Origin of the sequence: Asticcacaulis excentricus (assembly GCF_003966695.1) — a bacterium.
GTDB lineage: Bacteria > Pseudomonadota > Alphaproteobacteria > Caulobacterales > Caulobacteraceae > Asticcacaulis > Asticcacaulis excentricus_A.
In genome coordinates this window covers 381,102-399,363 of the sequence record NZ_AP018828.1, presented here as the reverse complement: position 1 = coordinate 399,363, position 18,262 = coordinate 381,102, and the positions used below count along the sequence as shown (strand labels likewise).

Annotated in this window: 19 protein-coding genes; 4 read left to right on the top strand and 15 right to left on the bottom strand. The window is 61.1% G+C overall.

Annotated features, from left to right (window positions below; genetic code table 11):
• Window positions 1–56: 56 nt before the first annotated feature.
• Together EM6_RS12930 and EM6_RS12925 are read right to left on the bottom strand one after the other, a co-directional pair.
• A complete protein-coding gene (locus tag EM6_RS12930) occupies window positions 57–2,393 on the bottom strand; it encodes a TonB-dependent receptor (RefSeq protein ID WP_126423579.1) in 2,337 nt (778 codons plus the stop codon).
• 151 nt (window positions 2,394–2,544) lie between these two features.
• Window positions 2,545–3,162, bottom strand: a complete 618-nt coding sequence (locus tag EM6_RS12925; RefSeq protein ID WP_126423578.1) for a DUF1134 domain-containing protein — start codon at window positions 3,160–3,162, stop codon at window positions 2,545–2,547.
• Window positions 3,163–3,325: 163 nt separating this feature from the next.
• Between EM6_RS12925 and EM6_RS12920 the strand changes: the two genes are divergently transcribed.
• Entirely contained in the window at window positions 3,326–4,051 is a 726-nt protein-coding gene (locus EM6_RS12920; protein ID WP_126423577.1) for a DUF6348 family protein, read from the top strand.
• Here EM6_RS12920 and EM6_RS12915 read toward each other — a convergent pair.
• Complete coding sequence (locus tag EM6_RS12915) at window positions 4,033–4,689, bottom strand: hypothetical protein (protein ID WP_126423576.1); 657 nt, start codon at window positions 4,687–4,689, stop codon at window positions 4,033–4,035. The genes EM6_RS12920 and EM6_RS12915 overlap by 19 nt on opposite strands.
• Window positions 4,690–5,172: 483 nt before the next feature.
• Between EM6_RS12915 and EM6_RS12910 the strand changes: the two genes are divergently transcribed.
• The gene (locus EM6_RS12910; protein WP_126423575.1) at window positions 5,173–6,420 is read left to right on the top strand and encodes an SGNH/GDSL hydrolase family protein; all 1,248 of its coding nucleotides are present in this window, start codon (window positions 5,173–5,175) and stop codon (window positions 6,418–6,420) included.
• A 120-nt stretch (window positions 6,421–6,540) separates the two neighbouring features.
• Window positions 6,541–8,343: a translation elongation factor 4 gene (lepA, locus tag EM6_RS12905; RefSeq protein WP_126423574.1), complete on the top strand. Its 1,803-nt coding sequence runs from the start codon at window positions 6,541–6,543 to the stop codon at window positions 8,341–8,343.
• A 167-nt stretch (window positions 8,344–8,510) separates the two neighbouring features.
• On the opposite strand, the gene EM6_RS12900 is transcribed toward lepA, so the two are convergent.
• The 12 genes from EM6_RS12900 to EM6_RS12845 form a co-directional block, all read right to left on the bottom strand.
• On the bottom strand, window positions 8,511–8,897 hold the full coding sequence (locus EM6_RS12900; RefSeq protein WP_126423573.1) for a hypothetical protein: 387 nt from the start codon (window positions 8,895–8,897) through the stop codon (window positions 8,511–8,513).
• A gap of 16 nt (window positions 8,898–8,913) precedes the next feature.
• The gene (locus tag EM6_RS12895) at window positions 8,914–9,306 is read right to left on the bottom strand and encodes a hypothetical protein (protein ID WP_126423572.1); all 393 of its coding nucleotides are present in this window, start codon (window positions 9,304–9,306) and stop codon (window positions 8,914–8,916) included.
• A 251-nt stretch (window positions 9,307–9,557) separates the two neighbouring features.
• Window positions 9,558–9,950: a DUF6491 family protein gene (locus EM6_RS12890; RefSeq protein WP_126423571.1), complete on the bottom strand. Its 393-nt coding sequence runs from the start codon at window positions 9,948–9,950 to the stop codon at window positions 9,558–9,560.
• 12 nt (window positions 9,951–9,962) lie between these two features.
• Window positions 9,963–10,439 (bottom strand): DUF6491 family protein, encoded by a 477-nt coding sequence (locus EM6_RS12885; RefSeq protein WP_126423570.1) that lies wholly within the window; start codon window positions 10,437–10,439, stop codon window positions 9,963–9,965.
• Window positions 10,440–10,509: 70 nt separating this feature from the next.
• Complete coding sequence (mnmD, locus tag EM6_RS12880; RefSeq protein WP_126423569.1) at window positions 10,510–12,237, bottom strand: tRNA (5-methylaminomethyl-2-thiouridine)(34)-methyltransferase MnmD; 1,728 nt, start codon at window positions 12,235–12,237, stop codon at window positions 10,510–10,512.
• An 88-nt stretch (window positions 12,238–12,325) separates the two neighbouring features.
• The gene (locus EM6_RS12875) at window positions 12,326–12,547 is read right to left on the bottom strand and encodes a hypothetical protein (RefSeq protein WP_126423568.1); all 222 of its coding nucleotides are present in this window, start codon (window positions 12,545–12,547) and stop codon (window positions 12,326–12,328) included.
• A gap of 208 nt (window positions 12,548–12,755) precedes the next feature.
• Entirely contained in the window at window positions 12,756–13,622 is an 867-nt protein-coding gene (motA, locus tag EM6_RS12870; protein ID WP_126423567.1) for a flagellar motor stator protein MotA, read from the bottom strand.
• A 107-nt stretch (window positions 13,623–13,729) separates the two neighbouring features.
• Window positions 13,730–14,266, bottom strand: a complete 537-nt coding sequence (locus tag EM6_RS12865; RefSeq protein ID WP_126423566.1) for a hypothetical protein — start codon at window positions 14,264–14,266, stop codon at window positions 13,730–13,732.
• Between the two features lie 40 nt (window positions 14,267–14,306).
• The gene (locus tag EM6_RS12860; RefSeq protein ID WP_126423565.1) at window positions 14,307–14,873 is read right to left on the bottom strand and encodes a hypothetical protein; all 567 of its coding nucleotides are present in this window, start codon (window positions 14,871–14,873) and stop codon (window positions 14,307–14,309) included.
• On the bottom strand, window positions 14,870–15,121 hold the full coding sequence (locus tag EM6_RS12855; protein WP_126423564.1) for a hypothetical protein: 252 nt from the start codon (window positions 15,119–15,121) through the stop codon (window positions 14,870–14,872). The genes EM6_RS12860 and EM6_RS12855 overlap by 4 nt, the downstream gene beginning before the upstream one ends.
• Window positions 15,122–15,272: 151 nt before the next feature.
• Window positions 15,273–16,196: a 2-hydroxyacid dehydrogenase gene (locus EM6_RS12850; protein ID WP_232037169.1), complete on the bottom strand. Its 924-nt coding sequence runs from the start codon at window positions 16,194–16,196 to the stop codon at window positions 15,273–15,275.
• Window positions 16,197–16,257: 61 nt separating this feature from the next.
• The gene (locus EM6_RS12845) at window positions 16,258–17,682 is read right to left on the bottom strand and encodes a hypothetical protein (RefSeq protein ID WP_126423562.1); all 1,425 of its coding nucleotides are present in this window, start codon (window positions 17,680–17,682) and stop codon (window positions 16,258–16,260) included.
• 118 nt (window positions 17,683–17,800) lie between these two features.
• Here EM6_RS12845 and EM6_RS12840 point away from each other — a divergent pair, with 118 nt between their 5' ends.
• Window positions 17,801–18,262 carry a hypothetical protein gene (locus EM6_RS12840; RefSeq protein ID WP_126423561.1) on the top strand — a complete coding sequence of 154 codons (462 nt, stop codon included), beginning with the start codon at window positions 17,801–17,803 and terminating at the stop codon, window positions 18,260–18,262.

Sequence of the window (18,262 nt, the reverse complement as noted above, 5' to 3'; positions counted from 1 at the left end):
CACCGGAGCGGCAGTGTGTATCCGGGCCGCAGCAGAGGCCCGGAGGTCTTCCAAATTTAGAAACGCTTACGAACCGTGACGAAGGCCTGACGCGGCGCGCCTGGCAGCAGGGTCATGGTCGTGCCCGCGGTGTCGCGGTTGACGAAGCCGCCCGAACCGACCGTCGAGATGTAGTTTTCGTCGGTCAGGTTGGTGACGTTCAGTTGCACGTCGATATCGGCCGGGAAGCGGTAGCCCAGCGTCGCATCGACCGTGGTAAAGCCTTCGACCTTACCGCCGATGTTTTCGTAGGTGTAGTAACGGTCACCCGTGTACTTGGCACCCGCCGTAGCGAACAGCGTACCATTGTCGTAGCTCAGGTCAGCGCTCAGCATGTGCTTCGGCGTATTGACGACGGTCTTGTCCTTGGTCTGATAGGTTACGCCGTTGCTGGTGTAGTTATCGGCGTACTTGGAGTCGTTATAGCTGTAGGACGACGACAGACGCAGGCTGTCGGTGAAGCGCCAGGTGCCGCCCAGTTCGACGCCGTTGGTCTTCACCGAACCGACGTTCGACAGGACCGAAGCGTTGCCGAGGATTGAAGCGCCCTGCTGGATGGCCAGCAGACGGTCCGAGAAATCGACGTGATAGATGGCGGCGACGCCGCGGAAGTTGCTGAGGTTCAGGCGCAGGCCGCCTTCAAACGTCTTCGAGCTTTCCGGCTTCAGCTTCTGGCTGACGAAGTTGACGATGGCCTGCGACTGCGAGCCGAAGGGGCCCGACGTCGCCGCCGACACGTAGGCGGCCATGTTTTCCGAGTAGGAGCCGAACAGTTCGACTTCCGGCAGGGCCTTGAAGACGATACCGGCCTGCGGCAGGAAGCTGTCGTCCGACTTGATCTTGCCCGACAGGGCGTTGCCCGTGACGGTCGAGACCGAGTTTTCCACCTTCATCGCCTTGAAGCCGTAGTTCAGCTTCAGGCGCTCGCTGAGGGTCCACACGTCCTGAACGTAACCGACCGTGGTCTTGGTGTTGAACCTGTATTCCCACGAGGTCTTGAAGGGGTTCGACTGGAAGCCCAGCGAATCGCGCGACGGGGTCTTCAGGGTTTCGCCATAGAAGCGACGGGCCTGATTGAAGTCGTTGTCTTCGATCCACAGACCGGCGGTCACCTGATGCGCGCCGAGGTCGAAATTCACCGCGCCGAAGGCACCGGTACGGTCGATGTCGTATTCCGTGGTGCGGATCGACAGCGGCGCATTATTGGTGGTCGCGCTGGCCACGCCGTAGTTCGGCGAGATCGTATAAGGGGTGACCCACAGGCCCTGACCCTTGTTCTGGTGGTTGTAGAGGGTGCCCGATACCTTGATCATGTCGTTGATCGGGGTCTCATAGCTCAGCGCCATCAGGTCGTCATCGCGCACGCCCGCGCCGTAATAGTAGGCGTCGTCCGGGTTGGCCACACCATAGGCGGCGTAGGGGTTGACGCCCTTGCCGGTCCAGTAGCCCGAATTGGGGTCAAGCTGACCCGAAGCGTAGAGGGCCGGATTGTTGAGGACAGAACCGACGCCGATGGCGGCGGCGTAATTCGGCTGGAAGTTATCCCAGTCGCGGCCCAGACGTCCGATCATTTCGAACGACATGTCCTGATAGTCCTGCTCGCGGCGTTCGGAGTGGTTGATGAAGCCGGTCAGCTCGCCTTCGCCCAGCGGCAGCACGGCCTTGGCGCTGATCTGCTGCTGCTTCTGCTCGCCGCCGCCCTTCCACTTGTCAGACTTCTGATCGGCGACCGACACGAAGGCGCGCAGGCCACCGAGGTTGTCGAGCGTGCCGGTTTCAAAGCGGCCATAGAGGCGGTGCATCGAGTCCGAACCGACCGTGCCGGCCAGTTCGCCGCCCATGTCCTTGGCCGGGTCGCGCGAGAAGAATTGCAGCGTGCCGCCGAGGTTGGAGGTCGAGGCGGTCGAAAGCGCACCGGCGCCCTGCATCAGGTCCACACGGGCCACGTCTTCGGAGATGATGGCACGCGAAACGTGCAGGCCGTTGTGGTTGCCATAAGACATGTCGCCCAGCGGCACGCCATCCAGCGTAAAGCCGAGCTGGTTCTGGTTGAAGCCGCGCAGGGTGATGCGGGTGGACCATTCATAGGCCCCGAAGGCGTCAGCCGACTGGAAGGACACGCCCGGCAGCTTGTCGATAGCCTTCAGCGGCGAGGTGCCGGCGGCTTCGAGCGACAGTTCGCTGCCCTTCAGCGTCTGGAGCTGACGGCTCTGACCCTGACCATAGACGATGACTTCGGTGATCTCTTCGGCCGGAGCCGCGGCGGCCTCCGCCTTGGGCGCTTCCGCCGCCAGAACCGGCGCGGCAGCAAACAGAAGAGCCAGGGCAGTCCCGGCTTGCAGATAGGTTTTCATACTCAAATCCCCGATGGGCGTCCACACGACGCCACTGGGGAAGGCTGCTACGCGGCCATGATGACACCCGCTTAACCAAACGGCGACACAGCCATGTCAGCCGTGTCGCCGTTTTGTGACGGGGATTTTTCGCAACAGTGGGAAATGAGGCTTAGGCCGGGAACCACTTGCGCGTCTTGGAATAGGCCAGATAGCCGATATTGGCCCCCAGACGGAACCCGACGCCGGCGCGGATCGGGGCCACGATGGTGTCGTCGGACTGCTGATAATTGACGCCGAGGCCACCGATAAAATAGGCCGAGCCATCGACGCCGGGGAAGCGCTGATAGATTTTTTCAACATCATAAAGGCCATAGACCAGCGAGAAGACGCGCGAGGCATTGCCGCCGGTATCAAAGCCGACCGACGGGCCGCGCCAGAAGATTTTCTGCGGGCTGGGCAAGGCCTTCATATGGACCAGCCCCTTGCCATAGCGCAGACCTACGGCAATGGCGCCGGACACTTCTTCGCCGGCGATATAGGCGGTCGGGCGATCGCCATAGTCGGAGAAGATTTTTTCGATGGCTCCGCCCAGCGCCTCGACCGTCACGCCGAGGAAGTCGGACCCGGCGCGCAGGATTTCATCGCGCTGATAGCCTTCGGCACGACCGGATGCGGCGCTGGAAGACGAGGCGGAGGCTCCGGTCTGGGCCAGGGCCTGAAGCGGCGAAGCGATCAGCGGGGTGGCGGCCGTAGCGGCGGCTCCCATCAGAAAATGGCGGCGTTCCATGACGCAAGAGACTCCGTCGAAAATAAGTGTAAGGCTTTTATTAACCCTGAAGGCGTGACCAAATCCTTACCGGGGGCTTAAGGTGAGGTTTATCTCTCCAAAGCACATAAACTCGTGGCGGGATTACGACGAAAAGCCGATCAGATCAGCAAAGGGGGCAAATATGTGGAACTGGCTACGGAGGGGGTTTTCACTCAAAAAAGCACTCGAAGTTCCCGGTGATAGCGGCTTTGATGAAGCCACGCCCTTCTTGGTTGATCTCTTGGAAACGCACGGGATGGCCTCCGCCACAACTCATAATGGGTTTGTTTTTACGAGTGATGACTGGCCCGCCATACGAGCCCGTTTTGAACCCCAAGGAGAAGGTATCAGACAATGTCTGGACGTAGAGCTTTGGCTTGACCGCCACCGGGCGATTTATGAGAGATACCCCGGATCGGGAAGCGACGATGCCGAAGCCAAACGAAATGCTTTGGCCTACTTTTGCGGCGTAAGCCTACACGTCTACCTTGCTGCCTTTTGGAACCAGAGGTGCTGTGATCAGGTGGATGAAGAAATCTGGACAGTAAAGGGCGAAGTCTGGAACGCCTATATAAGCCCTTGCGTTCAGCGCGCCACAGATGGTCAGAAAATCCCAGTCCCCTTGGAATTTCTTCCTGCCCTTCAGGCGCTCGTAGAAGGCATATCGTTCAACGAGGATGTTGTAAGTATTTCCAGCTTCTACGGCGGTTTGCCTGACGCGCGACTGGCCGAGGTCAGAGTGAATAATGAGGTTAACGCTACACTCAGCGAAGCCTTGAAGGCCCTGCCTTGGCCGGAAAGCCCCGTCTTTTATTCTATGCGCAATTTCATAGTGTTGACACGACAAGTTCAATCATCCCAGCCCTGACGGCACTTCTTCTTGCCGGAGACCATATCGCGCAGGCCCGGATAGGCCCCGCGCCCTTCGCGGTACTTCTGCCATTCGCGTTCGCGGGCCGCCAGACAGAGTTGGGTGGGGCGGGTTTCCGGCGGTTTGAGCGGCAATACGACCTCTTTGGAAGCGCTGACGGGGCAGTCCTTGTCCATCGGACGGCCGTCATTGCGCTGCTGGATGCAAAATTGCCGCTTGTTCAGGGCGCGCGTCGCCGCCGCCCGTCCCGCGTCGCCGCCTTCGGCATAGGCGCGCGGTGTAACGCCGGTGCCGGTTTCGGTGGCTGCGGGCGGTGCGGATGGCCTTTCAATGACCGATGGCGGGGTCTGAGACTCAGGCGGGCGCGGCGCAGGCTGCGTAGGTGCGGGTAAAGAACGGCGCGGTGTGGGTTCGGTCAGCTTCGGGGCGGGCGCAGCCTCGGCTTGCGACTGGGGCCGATCCATAACCGGCATGGGCCACAGCTCGACTTCTACCGGCGGCGGCTCTGGCGCAGAGGGCGCGGGCGTCAACCACACCGCCAAAAAGCCAGCCACCGCGTGCAGGACCAAAGCCACCGCTACCGCCCAGCCCCACCGTCCTGCGCGGTTACGCACCTTGCCCTGCCCGTTCGTCATAGCCGCATTGACCACGCCGTCGTGTCGGGATTACGGCGTCAGTGGGGCGGCAATAGGCATTTTCACGACAAGGTGTACATAGAGCACCTGATCACGAAGCTTAACAGGTTTCGCCGCGTTTGCTTACCGGATGTGATGAGGCTGCGACATATCGACCCCTAACCTTTTTCGCAGTCGCAACATATATAGTCTTCGTCAACACAAGGAGAGTATCAGATGACCCTGATCAAGTTGAGCGACACGTTCGGTATGGTTGGCAACCTGTTGTTTGCCGGTATCCTGCCTATGGCAGCCCTGATTGCCGCAGCCAGCGTGCTGTAAACCGAACTGTAAAATCTATGAAAAAGGACGGCGGATCATCGGATCGCGCCGTCTTTTTCATTTGAAACGCCTCAAGTGAGAAACCGCGCCCAGCGCATTGACACACCGCTCAGGCCGGTGATGATGGCCGCATAATCTACAAAAACGCTACAGGAGCGAAACATGACCGCCATTGACCGCCGTGCCCTGCTGGGGGGGATCGCCGCCGGTGCCGGGCTTGTCAGCCTGCCGGCCTCTGCGGCGGCGGGGGGTACGGTGTGGGTCGGGGCCTGGGCCTCGGCGCAGATGGTCCCCAATCCCGACACCACCCTGCCGCCGGACATCGCTTCTGACGTGACGATCCGTCAGATCGTGCGTCTGACGCAGGGCGGGCGGCAGTTTCGTGTGCGGCTGTCCAATGTGTTCGGCACCAGGCCGCTGAAGATCGGCGCGGCCCATGCGGCAATTTCGGCGGATCAGATGACCTCGCGTATCGACACGACCAACGCGCGCGGCCTGACCTTCGGCGGGCGCACAGCGATCACTATTCCCGCCGGAGCGGAGTATGTGTCCGATCCTGTGGTCATGCCCGTCAAACCCTTCACCGACCTGACCCTGTCGCTGTACCTGCCCGAAGCCGCTTCGCCCCAGACCAGCCACCCCGGCGCGCGCATGGTCTCCTACTTCGCCAAAGGCAACCGCGTGGCGGAGGCGTCTTTGGACGGGGCGAAGACTATGGAGCGCTGGTTCCATATTTCGGGCGTCGATGTCTTGGCCCGGCAAGGCGCGGCGTCGATTGTGGCGCTTGGCGACTCCATCACTGACGGCTATGGCGTCAAGCCGGGGATGAATGCGCGCTGGACCGATCAACTGGCGCGGCGGCTTCAGGCCGATGCGCGCACGCGGCACTTGTCGGTGCTCAATGCCGGCATAGGCGGTGGGCGCATCCTCAATGACGGCTCAGGCCCCAATGCTATGGCGCGGTTTGAACGCGATGTGCTGAGCCAGACGGGGGTAAAGTATCTGGTCATCCTCGAAGGGGTCAACGACCTCGGCACCCTGACCAAGGATGCGCCGGTGAGCGCTGCGGCCCATGCGCAGTTGGTCGAAGACATGATCACCGCCTATCAGCAGATGATCCGCCGGGCGCGGGAACGCGGCCTCAAAGTCATCGGCGCGACCATCCTGCCCTTTATGGGCTTTTCGCTCTACCACCCCGATACGCAGAACGAAGCCGACCGTCAGGCGGTCAATCGCTGGATACGCACGTCAGGGGCATTCGATGCGGTGATCGACTTCGACAAACTGATGGCCGATCCGGCGGACCCGACGCGCCTCAAGCCCGACTACGATTCCGGCGACCATATCCACCCGTCGATAGCGGGCTATAGGGTGATGGGCGATGCGGTGGATTTGCGGCTGTTTAGGTAGCCTTATGGCTCACTTTCCGGGCAGCGCTTTTATTTGCGTACCAAACGAATAAATTTCCGGGTGCAGGTGCCGTTCCCCTGCCCCCTTCCCCTTAAGGGCGCATCATGCTATCGCCCCCGCATGACCGAACTGTCCCAAATTCGTAACTTTTCCATCGTCGCCCATATCGACCACGGCAAGTCCACCCTGTCCGATCGCCTGATTCAGTTCACCGGCGGCCTCACCGCGCGCGAGATGAAGGAGCAGGTGCTCGACAATATGGAGATCGAGCGCGAGCGCGGCATCACCATCAAGGCGCAGACCGTGCGCCTGAATTACAAGGCCAAGGACGGAAAAGATTACGTCCTGAACCTGATGGACACGCCGGGCCACGTCGATTTCGCCTATGAGGTGTCGCGGTCGCTGGCGGCCTGCGAAGGCTCGATTCTGGTGGTCGATGCGTCGCAGGGCGTTGAGGCTCAGACGCTCGCCAATGTCTATCAGGCCATCGACAACAATCACGAAATCGTCCCCGTTCTGAACAAGGTCGATCTGCCCGCCGCCGAGCCGGAGCGCGTGCGCGCCCAGATCGAGGACGTGATCGGCATTGACGCCTCCGAGGCCGTGCTGGCTTCGGCCAAGTCGGGCATCGGCATCGAGGACGTGCTGGAAGCCATTGTCACCAAGCTGCCCGCGCCCAAGGGCGACCCCACGGCCCCACTGAAGGCGTTGCTGGTCGATGCCTGGTACGACCCCTATCTGGGCGTCGTCGTGCTGGTGCGCGTGTTTGACGGCTTCCTCAAGCCCGGTCAGCAGATCAAGCTGATGAACGCCGGTGCCACCTACAAGATCGACAAGCTGGGTGTGTTTCAGCCCAAGGCCACCGATGTCGAGGCGCTGGGCCCCGGCGAGGTCGGCTTCTTCACGGCGCAGATTAAGGAAGTGCAGGACGCCGCCGTCGGCGACACCATCACCGATGAGCGCAAGCCGACGTCACAGGCCCTGACGGGCTTCAAGGAAGTGCAGCCGGTCGTCTTCTGCGGCATCTTCCCGGTCGATGCGGCGGACTTCGAAGACCTGCGCTCGGCCATGGGTAAGCTGCGCCTGAACGACGCCAGCTTCTCCTATGAGATGGAGACGTCGGCGGCGCTGGGCTTCGGCTTCCGCTGTGGTTTCCTGGGGCTGTTGCACCTCGAAATCATTCAGGAGCGCCTGAGCCGCGAGTTCAATCTCGACCTGATCGCTACCGCGCCGAGCGTGGTCTATAAGATCTATATGAACAATGGCGATGTGATCGACCTGCACAATCCGGCAGACATGCCGGACCCGGTGAAGATCGACCATATCGAGGAGCCGTGGATCAAGGCGACCATCTTCACGCCGGACGACTATCTGGGCGCGGTGATCAAGCTGTGTCAGGACCGCCGCGGCATCCAGACCGACCTCTCCTATGTCGGGTCGCGCGCCATGGCCGTCTATGAACTGCCACTGAACGAGGTGGTGTTCGACTTCTACGACCGTCTGAAGTCGATCTCGAAGGGCTATGCCTCGTTCGACTATACGATCGAGGAATACCGCGAAGGCGACCTCGTGAAAATGTCGATCCTCGTCAATGCCGAGCCGGTGGACGCCCTGTCCATGCTGGTGCACCGTGACCGCGCCGAACAGCGCGGCCGGGGCATGTGCGAAAAGATGAAGGACCTCATCCCGCAGCACCTGTTCGTCATCCCCATTCAGGCGGCCATCGGCGGGCGCATCATCGCGCGCGAAACCGTGCGCGCCCTGCGCAAGGACGTGACGGCCAAGTGCTACGGCGGCGACGCCACGCGCAAGAAGAAGCTGCTGGAGAAGCAGAAAGAGGGCAAGAAGAAGATGCGGCAGTTCGGCAAGGTCGAAATCCCGCAGGAAGCCTTCATCGCCGCGCTCAAGATGGACAATGACTGATGAGAAAAGCCCGGATCGCTCCGGGCTTTTTGATTGAGCGGAATGATTTCTAGTGGACTCATTCCGCTCAAGCCGCCATTGAGGCGGCGGCCAAGGTGGCGAAGCCACCGCCCGGCGAGGGCAAAACAAAGCTAGATCATTATGTTTCTACCAGAAATCATAATGATTTAGAGCTCCAGCGGAGTCACTTTGAGCAGTGACGGCGGGCTATATTGTCCCTGATAGGTCACCTCGCAGGTGCGGGTTCTGGCCATGCTGTTACCGTAAACCACCTGCGCCTTGCCGCCATATCCGATGGAAATCTTTTGTTCCGTCATGTGAACGTGTACGAAGGGCGCATCGACCAGACCCTTACAGGCCTTCGCCCCGGTAAAGCGGTGCGTACCGCCCAGCGATTTGATCAGCAGGTCATTATCAATGACCTCAACGACCCCCGTAAAGGACTGTGGCGGGATGATCGTTATGGTTTCGGTCACCGACGAGATTTCCGCCTGAGCGCTGCCCGCCAGCGACAATCCCGCCACAACCGCGCTTAAAACAAGACTCCGAGACATAAGCCCCCCTATAAATTTAACGATCCGTGCGTTGATACTTCTGCTTGCGCAGGGTCTTGACCTCTTCGGCGCTGACCGGTGTCACCGACTGCACAAAACAGGGCGTCTTGAAGCCCCCGACCCCGCTCTGGCGCACCGAAAGCTGCACATCCAGCGGATCACAAATCTGCACCGAGCCGCGGTATTCGAACACCAGAATATCAAAGGGCGTCAGCCGACAGCCATCGACCTTGATCAGCACCCCGCCGCGACCGGCGCCTTCGGCCAGTATCGTCTCCTGATCGAGGACGGTCGTGTCGATCCCCGGCCCGTTTACGCAGCGCGGGGGGGCCTTCTTTACGTCTTCCGCCTGTGAATTCATCGGGATGAAGGCCATAGCCATCAAGCCGCCCACAAGCCCGGCAGCCACGATCATCGTTCTTTTGCTGATGCCAAACATGTGTCTCTGCATTCCCTTATGCACACTCGGCCCCGCCCCTCAGCATGGACCGAAAATGAAGTCAGCGGTTTTCACGTTCCTGCGTTTGCCCGTTGTTTCCATAGCTCGAAACCGGTCGGGTTTATGCTCTAAATCATTGTGATTTCTGGCAGAAACATAATGATCCAGATTTTGTTTAGAGCGATATGTCGAAAAGTGCGGCACACTTTTCGGAATGCGCTCTAGTACTTTTTCGCCTCTTCCTTGGTTAGCGGGGTTATGGACTCGATCAGACAGCGCACCGGGGCCTCGTCAAAACGCGAATAGAGGATCTTGACGTCGCGCCGGTCGCAAATCTGCGTACCGCCGAAAAACTCAAAGCCGATCTTGTCCAGATCATCGAGGTTTTGACAGGGGGCCGAAAGCTTCAACAGGGCCGAACGGCCGAAGCTGTCTTCGATCAGCACCGTCGTCTTATCGACCACCATCTTGCGGTTCAGGTGGCTGGCGTCCAGACACCGCGCCTTGCCCGCCGGTTTGGGGGCGTCTTCGGGCGCGGCAGAGGCCAGACTCAAGGCCCCCAGTCCGCTGGTCACCACAACGGCCACCGCCGCCAGTTTCATCAGGACTTTCATCTCTGCACCCTCTTACGTTCCTTCTCTGTCCCTGTTTTCCGCCGTCTTCGGCGTGACGCCTTCGATACGGTCGGCTTCTTCCTTGGTAATGGCTTTGACATCGGTGATGTGGCAGCGCGCCAGACGGCCCGACCCCGGCTCGGAATACAGAACCTCCGCATCAAAGCCGCCGCAGACATTGATCGCCCCGGCGCGCGTGCGTATCCCAATACGGAAGGCGTCCTCGATGCCCATACAGGCCCCGCTCAGTTCCAGTTTGTAATTCTGGCGGCCATAGGTTTCGACAATCATGGTGCGCGAATCGATCGGATTAAAGCGGTCGATATCATCGCTGCGGAAGCATTTGCGCATTTCCTTTTGCGCCGGTGTCGCGGCCTCACGCTCGCGGTTCGGCTGAGCGGAGGCCGAAGATTGCGCCTGCGCCGGAAGCAGGCTGAGGGTCGTCAGCCCGGCGGCCGCCACGGCCACAACAGTCATCAGAGTCTTCATCGCATCACTCCTTCGCCAAACCGCACGCGACGGTCCTTTATCTCCAATGAGGCGAGCGGAATCAGGCCATTTAATGACTATGAACAGCCTGTAATCTTTCCGGGCGCAACCGATGCGCGGATGCCACAGTCAGCGGCGACGCTACCCCCAGCGCCTGCGCCACCGCCGCCATGCCGAGCAAAGGCCCCAGACACAGGCCGCGCGCCCCCAGACCGGTCAGCACTGTAAGGCCGGACGCCACCTCCCCCATCACCGGCAGGTGATCGCGCGTGGTGACACGCACCGCGGCGCGCGACACTGTGCCCTCCGCAGCCCTGTCCGCCGCTTCGGGGAGGGCGGCGCGCAGGGTGTCGAGATTGTGGGCGCGGTCGGTTTCGCGTCCCTCCGTTGCGCGATCCCCGCGAATATGGGTCGAGCCGAAGACAAACCCTTCGGGCATGGGCACGTAATAGCCCCCCCAGGCCTGCGGCTGCGGGTCCGGTGGCGGGGCGTCGGCGGTTTCGATCTGGCCACGCACCGGCCGCAGATCGAGCGCCTCGGCCCACGGCAGATCGAAAATCCCGTCGCCACAGGCCAGAAACACCCGATCATAGTCATGGACCGCCCGGTCAGTGACGATACGCACCGGCGCACCGGGCTCCACGCGCACTACGGTTTCGGCCACCACCGCAGCGTCTCCCAGAAGCGCCTTGACGATCTCCGGCGGGCGCACCGACGCCGCGCGCGCCATCCTGAGCCCTTCCGGGGTGAGTACCATATCGCCCGGCGCGAAATCGGGCTGGGCGGCGATTTTGGCAAAGCGCGCTTCGTCGCGCGCGTCGGCGCAGCGTTGCTGCACCCCCTGCGCCAGCACGGCTTCGGGACACAGGCGCGCATAGAGGTCGGTGGCGGCATAGAGCGCATCGGCAAACAGAGCGCTGATCGCCCCGCCCCCGGCATCCAGCCGCGGCGTAACCAGGCCCGCCGGATTGCCCGAGGCCTGCGGGCCAATGTCGAAAACAGTGGCCTGATAGCCATAATGGCGCAGGGCGTGGACGATGGAAGCCCCGGCAATGCCCCCGCCGATAACGGCGATGCGCTCTGGCGCGGGGGACGCTTTGACAGTGCCGGGGAAACCCGCCTCCAGCCGTTCGCGCTTGCGCCCAAAGCCGGGCTGTTTCGACACCTCAAAGCCGGCGGCCTGAAGCCCGCGCCGCACAAACCCCGCCACGGTAAAGGTCGCCAGCCGCGCGCCCGGCGCGCTGTGCGCCGCCACGGCGCTCAGCACGTCATCGGCCCACATGTCGGGGTTCTGCGCCGGGGAAAAGCCGTCGAGAAACCACGCATCGGCCTGACCGTCCCACTGGCTCAGCGCGTCGCGCACATCCATCAGGGCCAGCGTCAGGGTCACGCCCCATTCGGGGAAGGTCATCAGGTGAAAACCGCGCCGTTGCGGCGGCCAGCGGGCGATAATCGCCTCGGCAAAGGGGGCCAGTTCCGGCCAACTGGCCAGCGCGCGCGCAGCGGCCTCACGCGGCATCAGATAGGCTTCGACGGAAAACAGGTGCAGGTGCCCCTGTGCCGGCCGATGAGTGGCCCAGAGCTGCATCAGAGCAGCGATATTGAGCCCGGTGCCAAACCCCAGTTCGCCCACCGTGTAATGACGTCGCCCCGCCCACCCATCAGGCAGGCCACAGCCGCTCAGGAACACCGCGCGCGTCTCCGACAGACCGTCCTGCAAGGAATAGTAGATGTCATCGAAACGCGCCGAACGCGGGTTACCGTCTTCGGCAAAATAAAGCTGGGGGTCGTCGGTCATCGGGCTCACGCACAAAAAAGAAGAGGCCGTTCCCGGGAACGACCTCTTCCAAACTCTTATCTAATCCAGCGCCGCGAGGCGCAGGGGATTAGTGAGCAGCAGCCGGAGCTTCAGCAGCCGGAGCTTCAGCGGCGGCCGGCGAAGCGGCTTCCGAAGCTTCGACAGTGGCCGAGGCGTCAGCCGAAGCGTCAGCCGGAGCGGATTCTTCGGTGGCGGCGGGCTCTTCAGCCGGCTTCGAGCAAGCGGCAACCGACAGAGCGGCGACGGCGGCGGCGGCGAGCAGGGCCTTGCGGACGATTTCAGAGGTCATGGATCCAGATCCTTAGATTCTAACGTTAGAGCGCCTAGCAACTGCGCCCGACTCCTTCATACGCAAAACCGCTGAGTCTCGCAAGAGGTGTTTTCACAAATATGTGATCACCTCTCGCAACAAAGCCGCAATTCCCCCTCAAAATACGCCAAAGGCGGGAAATTGCGGCTTTTCAGCGGGACGGATTCGCCCCTGCGTTAACCTTACCCTATTCGTTCGGGATATTGTTGAGCGCCTCTTCCATCTCGGCAAAGGACGGCTGCGCCCCGGACGGGATGTTGCCACGACCGATTTCGACCGAAATCTGCGCCGCATTGCCGTGCAGGTGCGCCACCAGCACCGCCTGAATGATCTTGTAGAAGGCGCCTTCTTCTTCAACGATACCGTTGAGACGGGCCGCAAACGGCCCAACCAGCCCATAGGACAGCATAACACCAAGGAAGGTGCCGACCAGCGCGCCGCCGATCATGCCACCCAGCACTTCCGGCGGCTCGGTGATGGCACCCATGGTCTTGATAACCCCCAGAACGGCCACAACGATACCCAGCGCCGGCAGGGCGTCTGACATGTTTTGCAGAGCATGAGCGGGATGCGCAGCCTCGTGGTGATGCTTTTCGAGCTGCTTTTCCATCGCGTCCTCAACCTGATGCGGGTCTTCGAGGTTCATCGTCATCATACGCAGTGTGTCGCAGATGAAGTCGATGGCGAAGTGGTCCTTCATGATCTTCGGGTAGCGCGAGAAGATCGAGGAGTCATGCGGCTTTTCGATATGGCTTTCCAGCGCGATGACCCCCTTGGCCTTCATCGTCTTGGTCAGTTGGAACAACAGCGACAGAAGATCGCGATAATCGGAGCCCTTCCACTTGGGACCGCTGAACACCTTACCCAATCCCCCGGCCATTCCCTTTAGGGTATGCAGGTCATTAGCGATCAGCGTGGCACCAATGGCCGCCCCCAAGATGCCCGTAAGTTCGTAAGCCAGGGAGTGCAGAATCGGCGCCATGGACCCGCCGGACCACAGATAGCTGCCGAACACCGTGGCAAACAGGACGACAATACCGATAATCTGAAACATGCAGGCGGGGTCCGGAGAACTTCGTGATTCTTCCGACCTTACCCCGCCAAATCTTAAGAGGCGGTTTCCGGTTAACGCCTAAGGTTAATGAAAACCTTGTTGGGCCGCTATTGCGCCATAAACAGCTTAACCAGCTTGTTCATATCCATATAGCTGACGAACCCCATAGCGGCGGTCTGCACATCGGGATGGGCCATCAGATCCTTCATGCCGCGCTCTCCGACGCCCGAAAAGGCCTCACCGAAGGCGGCCTCAATGATATTCTTGTTGCCGGTCTTATAGATTGCGCGGATTTCAGCCCCGCACTGATCGACCATCAGCCGCGTCATCATGTTCCCGACGTCACGGTCAAGTGCCGTGCGTTCGTCCTGGGAAATAGCCGCATAGCGAGAGACGTCGGGGTGGCGCGCCATCATGAAGAAAACGTAGCGCAGGATCAGGCGCTCATCTTCCGCCGTCACCGCCCCGGCAATACAGGTCTTGAGCGCCGCCGCCTGTGCGTCACCCTGAGCGGGGGTGGCGGTCTGGGCGTGCGCCTGAGCCCCGAACCCCAATGCCGCCATCACCGCAAGGCTTATCAGCCCCTTTTTGATGTTCGATCCGTACATGATGCGCCCCTCCTCGTCACGTTTCAGAGCGGACATCCTAACCCGCCGCCGGAGCCTCGTCCATAGGCTGACGGGCTCAGCGGCGCGGCAACAGGTCATCGAGCGCCACAGTCTCCGGCCTGGCCGCCGTCTCGGGCGTCACGGTCGGCAGGGAGGTGGTGTCGCCCCCCGTGGTTTCGACGGTGCCTGTGGCCGCCTGATGCGCGTCGAAACAAGTCTCGGTGCATTCGATGACGCCCGGCACGGCGCGCGGCCGGGTGGCCTCGGCCAGAGCCGCAGCATCGCTGGCATCCGGCGATACATAGGCCATATCCGCCGCTGCTGAGGTTTCAGAGCTGAGCGAAGTGGCGTCTTCGGGCGGGGGCAAGGCCTCAGTCGCGGGCCAGACGCTGGCGAGGGCGAGCGTTTCCACCACCGGCGGGCGCACGTCCAGCACATCGCGCTCTATGGCTTCCGTGGCCGGGAACACGGCGTGCGGGTCGCGGCGCTCATCGACCTGAGTCAGCATAGAGCCATCGAAGGTGGCGATACGCGCCGCAACCGCCCCGCTACCCACCGTCAGCACCACCCCGGCGGCCCACAGGCTGAGGCCCAGCGCGCGCCGGGCCCTTAAAGCGGCATCAGGCGCGAGGACGGCGCTCATGCCCGCCTCCCACTGATCCGTGTCGCCTTACGACGCTGGATGTCCCTGACGAAGCGGGCCACCGCAACGACGGCCAGACCAACGCTGATCAGACCGCTCAGGCCGGGGGCCACACGCCGCGCATAGGGCGTATTGATCAGGCCCGCCGCCGCGATCAGTTTGGCCGACGGGGCACGACCGGTCAGGGTCTGAACGAAGGGCAGAAGGCTCAGCACCTGGGTGGCGACAGGGACGATACGGCGGGTCATCTTATCCTCGGCAGAATAGCTTGGTCTGCGCACCCTACGCCCAACCGCATAAGGATGAAGGCGCGGCCATAGCGGCGCGCCGTCAAAAAGGCCTCAAGACATTATGCCCACGGCCGAGGATGCTGACCGCATCCGGCCGTTGAAGACGCGCTTAATAACCGCGCGTGCGGTTCACTGTCAGCGGCAGTTCGCCCGTCATCCGCCAGCGGCGCAGATTATCCGCCACCACCTGCGCCGCTGTGTGGACGTTGGTCGGAGCGGAGATGTGCGGCAGGACCGTCACCTGCGGGTGGCACCACAGGGGCGACGCGGCCTCCAGAGGTTCGGACTCAAACACATCCAGCACGGCGTGCGACAGGGTGTGGTCCAGCGCCTGCAACAGCGCGGTGATGTCGAGCGCCGCGCCGCGTCCGAAATTGATCAGCCCCGCGCCCGGCGGCAGCCAGCCCAGGGTTTCGGCGTTCAGAATCCTTCGCGTGTCCGGCGTCGAAGGCAGCAGGTTGACCACTATATCACTCTGCGACATCAGGGATTGGAGCCCGTCCATGCCCGTAAACACTTCAAAATCGGCGGGTTTCGATGTGCGGCTCCAGCCGAGAACGCGAAACCCCGCCGCCCGCAGCCGCGCCACCGCCGTCAACCCCATATAGCCCAGCCCCAGCACCCCCACCGTCACCGCCGACGGCGCGCGATAGGGCCGCTGATGCCACTGACGCGCCGCCTGCTGACGTGCATAGGCCGGCATGCCGCGCTGAAGGTAGAGCGTCCAGGCCAGCACCGCCTCGCCCATCACGCGGCTCAGTTCCGGATCGACCAGCCGCACAATCGGCAGGTCCACCGGCAACTCAGCCACCAGCCGCTCGACCCCGGCCCAGACGCTGTGCACCCATTTGAGGCGCGGCAGGGCCTGCAACAGCGCCGGGTCAGGATTGGCCACTACGGCGACCTCAACCGCCTGCGGGTCGGCAGCGCTTAACGGCACGACGGGCATGTCCGGCAGGGCCGCAGACAGGGCAGCAATCCATGCCTGCGCTTCGGCATCGCAGACGCGGCCCGTAAAGACGATGGCAGACACAACACCTCTCCGCACCTTAAGACCCCCTTTATGCGGGCGTCCATAGGTGGGCGTCAATGACTCAGGGCTGAGGTTTCGACCCCGCCGTCGCGTCTGTTGCGGTTAGACTTTCGACACCGACCGAGGCCGTACCGTTGTCGAGATTGATCCACAGGAAGCGCCGCGCGTTTTCCGTCTGCAATTCCGTAAAATAGGCATCAATCTTGCGCCATTTGGCATCAGCATGGTGCCATTCTTTTGCGTTGCTTATCAATTCTGCGCTGACATTCAGGTTGTTATAATCCTTGCAAGCCTTGGTGGCGGCACCCGACTTGCCCTTGGCACAGTAGAGATCGAAATACGGCTGAAGAGCATCTCGGGTCTGCTGGTAATCAAGCTCAATAGAGTAACTGGCCCGCCCCGGTTTAGGGATGGAAATAGCCTGTAAATTCAGTAACGGCATCTCCATCGCCATGACCGACTTGCTTTGAACGGTGCCGGCATTGCGCAGGACGAGGCTGTCATCCCCCCCACCCAACAGCTTGCTCGCGACATCAAAAGGAGTAGTGATGATGCGGCTCAGGGCTGAATAGGCTGTAGGGCGGTTTTCCTGGCCTACCGTATTAACGAACTGCTTGTATCTGAGCCAAGCACCAACGCGATCTCCGTTGAATTTATTGAGAATATCTCCCTGTGAGTTTTTGAATAAAACGAAATTTGACCGCGTGATCTGATAATTATCACACCAGCGTTTAAAATCATCAACATTTAACTTAAATTTATTCACCAGTTCAGGAACTTGATCAGAACCCGGTTTATTGTTTAAAATACTGTTAGCCGCAGCGGTTAGTTTTTTGGCCTTTTCCTGCAATCCCAGAGTATTTTTGCAACCACTGACGTCGCTGAGCACTACGTAATTCAATTGCTCTACTCGCTGCTTGACAAACGTGTTTCGACGACTGGCGAGGTGGGTCCCGGTCACCGCCCCGGTGTAGAAACGCGACAAAGGTGACACAGAACGCAACTGGTCATTAATGACCGCCGCCAGCGCCAAGGTAGCAAAGCCATTTGACATGGCCGGGGTCACATTGTCCTTGCTGGCGAGATACCCCACAGCCCCTACCGATGACAGGAGGGCGTTTGTACGCCTAATATCGCGCATACAGGCCGAACGCCGAAACCATGAGGTCTGCACCACCTCAACAGCCTTTCTGAGATCCTCCGAGCCCATATCAGGAGAATAGTTCCCCGGAGACTGATTGATATCCCCCTCTTTACGGTCATATGTCGTGTTAAAGTAGCAAACAACACCATCTTGGAATGATGGCGGCCAATTAATACTGTTATATTGTTCTTTTTCTTTTTTTACTTTTTCTGCCTTTTCTGCGTCCTCTGTTTTGACCTGTGCCTGCGCCCTGTCAAAAACACCCTGTCCTTGCGACAGGTTGGCCACCGACGTATAGAAAGCAATGACGCAGACGAAGGCGAATAAAATACGGTTTGTCATGATGTAACCCCACCCGATTAAAGACGAACAGGCGACCATGAGCCTCGCGTTTATTCAACTTTAAAATGTGCGAATGTAACAAAATACATTCAAGGCGTGTCATTCGGATCACAGCGTTATGATCCGTTCCCTCACCCTTTCCGAACGCACGGCCCTGCCTGCGGGACTGATCGCTGCCGTGGCGGTCGAGGGCGTGCGGCTGATCGAGCGGGCGCATCCGCTGTCTTGGCTGTCGCAGGCCGTCGGGCGCGGGCCGCTGATCGTGGTGCGCGGACGCAGGATATTCTGGCCGGACCTGCCCGCTGATCTTTCGGGCCGTCCGGAGGTTCTGGCCCTGCTGGCGCATGAGTTGACGCATGTGTGGCAATACGCAAACAGCCTGACCCTGTGGCGCTATCTGTGGCGCGAACGCGGGCGCTATCGCTACCGCCTCACCCCCGGCAAAGCCTTTACAGACTATGGCTATGAGCAGCAGGCGGCCATGGTCGAAGACTGGGTGCGTGGCATGAACGGCCTGCCGCCGCGCTGGGGGCATCCAGCCGACGTCCAGAGCTTGCCCACCTGCCTGCCGTTTGCTTGA

Coding starts and splice junctions, on each gene's coding strand:
- EM6_RS12930 (WP_126423579.1), bottom strand. CDS start 2,393: ATGAAAACCTATCTGCAAGCCGGGACTGCCCTGGCTCTTCTGTTTGCT.
- EM6_RS12925 (WP_126423578.1), bottom strand. CDS start 3,162: ATGGAACGCCGCCATTTTCTGATGGGAGCCGCCGCTACGGCCGCCACC.
- EM6_RS12920 (WP_126423577.1), top strand. CDS start 3,326: ATGTGGAACTGGCTACGGAGGGGGTTTTCACTCAAAAAAGCACTCGAA.
- EM6_RS12915 (WP_126423576.1), bottom strand. CDS start 4,689: ATGACGAACGGGCAGGGCAAGGTGCGTAACCGCGCAGGACGGTGGGGC.
- EM6_RS12910 (WP_126423575.1), top strand. CDS start 5,173: ATGACCGCCATTGACCGCCGTGCCCTGCTGGGGGGGATCGCCGCCGGT.
- lepA (WP_126423574.1), top strand. CDS start 6,541: ATGACCGAACTGTCCCAAATTCGTAACTTTTCCATCGTCGCCCATATC.
- EM6_RS12900 (WP_126423573.1), bottom strand. CDS start 8,897: ATGTCTCGGAGTCTTGTTTTAAGCGCGGTTGTGGCGGGATTGTCGCTG.
- EM6_RS12890 (WP_126423571.1), bottom strand. CDS start 9,950: ATGAAAGTCCTGATGAAACTGGCGGCGGTGGCCGTTGTGGTGACCAGC.
- EM6_RS12885 (WP_126423570.1), bottom strand. CDS start 10,439: ATGAAGACTCTGATGACTGTTGTGGCCGTGGCGGCCGCCGGGCTGACG.
- mnmD (WP_126423569.1), bottom strand. CDS start 12,237: ATGACCGACGACCCCCAGCTTTATTTTGCCGAAGACGGTAACCCGCGT.
- EM6_RS12875 (WP_126423568.1), bottom strand. CDS start 12,547: ATGACCTCTGAAATCGTCCGCAAGGCCCTGCTCGCCGCCGCCGCCGTC.
- motA (WP_126423567.1), bottom strand. CDS start 13,622: ATGTTTCAGATTATCGGTATTGTCGTCCTGTTTGCCACGGTGTTCGGC.
- EM6_RS12865 (WP_126423566.1), bottom strand. CDS start 14,266: ATGTCCGCTCTGAAACGTGACGAGGAGGGGCGCATCATGTACGGATCG.
- EM6_RS12860 (WP_126423565.1), bottom strand. CDS start 14,873: ATGAGCGCCGTCCTCGCGCCTGATGCCGCTTTAAGGGCCCGGCGCGCG.
- EM6_RS12855 (WP_126423564.1), bottom strand. CDS start 15,121: ATGACCCGCCGTATCGTCCCTGTCGCCACCCAGGTGCTGAGCCTTCTG.
- EM6_RS12845 (WP_126423562.1), bottom strand. CDS start 17,682: ATGACAAACCGTATTTTATTCGCCTTCGTCTGCGTCATTGCTTTCTAT.
- EM6_RS12840 (WP_126423561.1), top strand. CDS start 17,801: ATGATCCGTTCCCTCACCCTTTCCGAACGCACGGCCCTGCCTGCGGGA.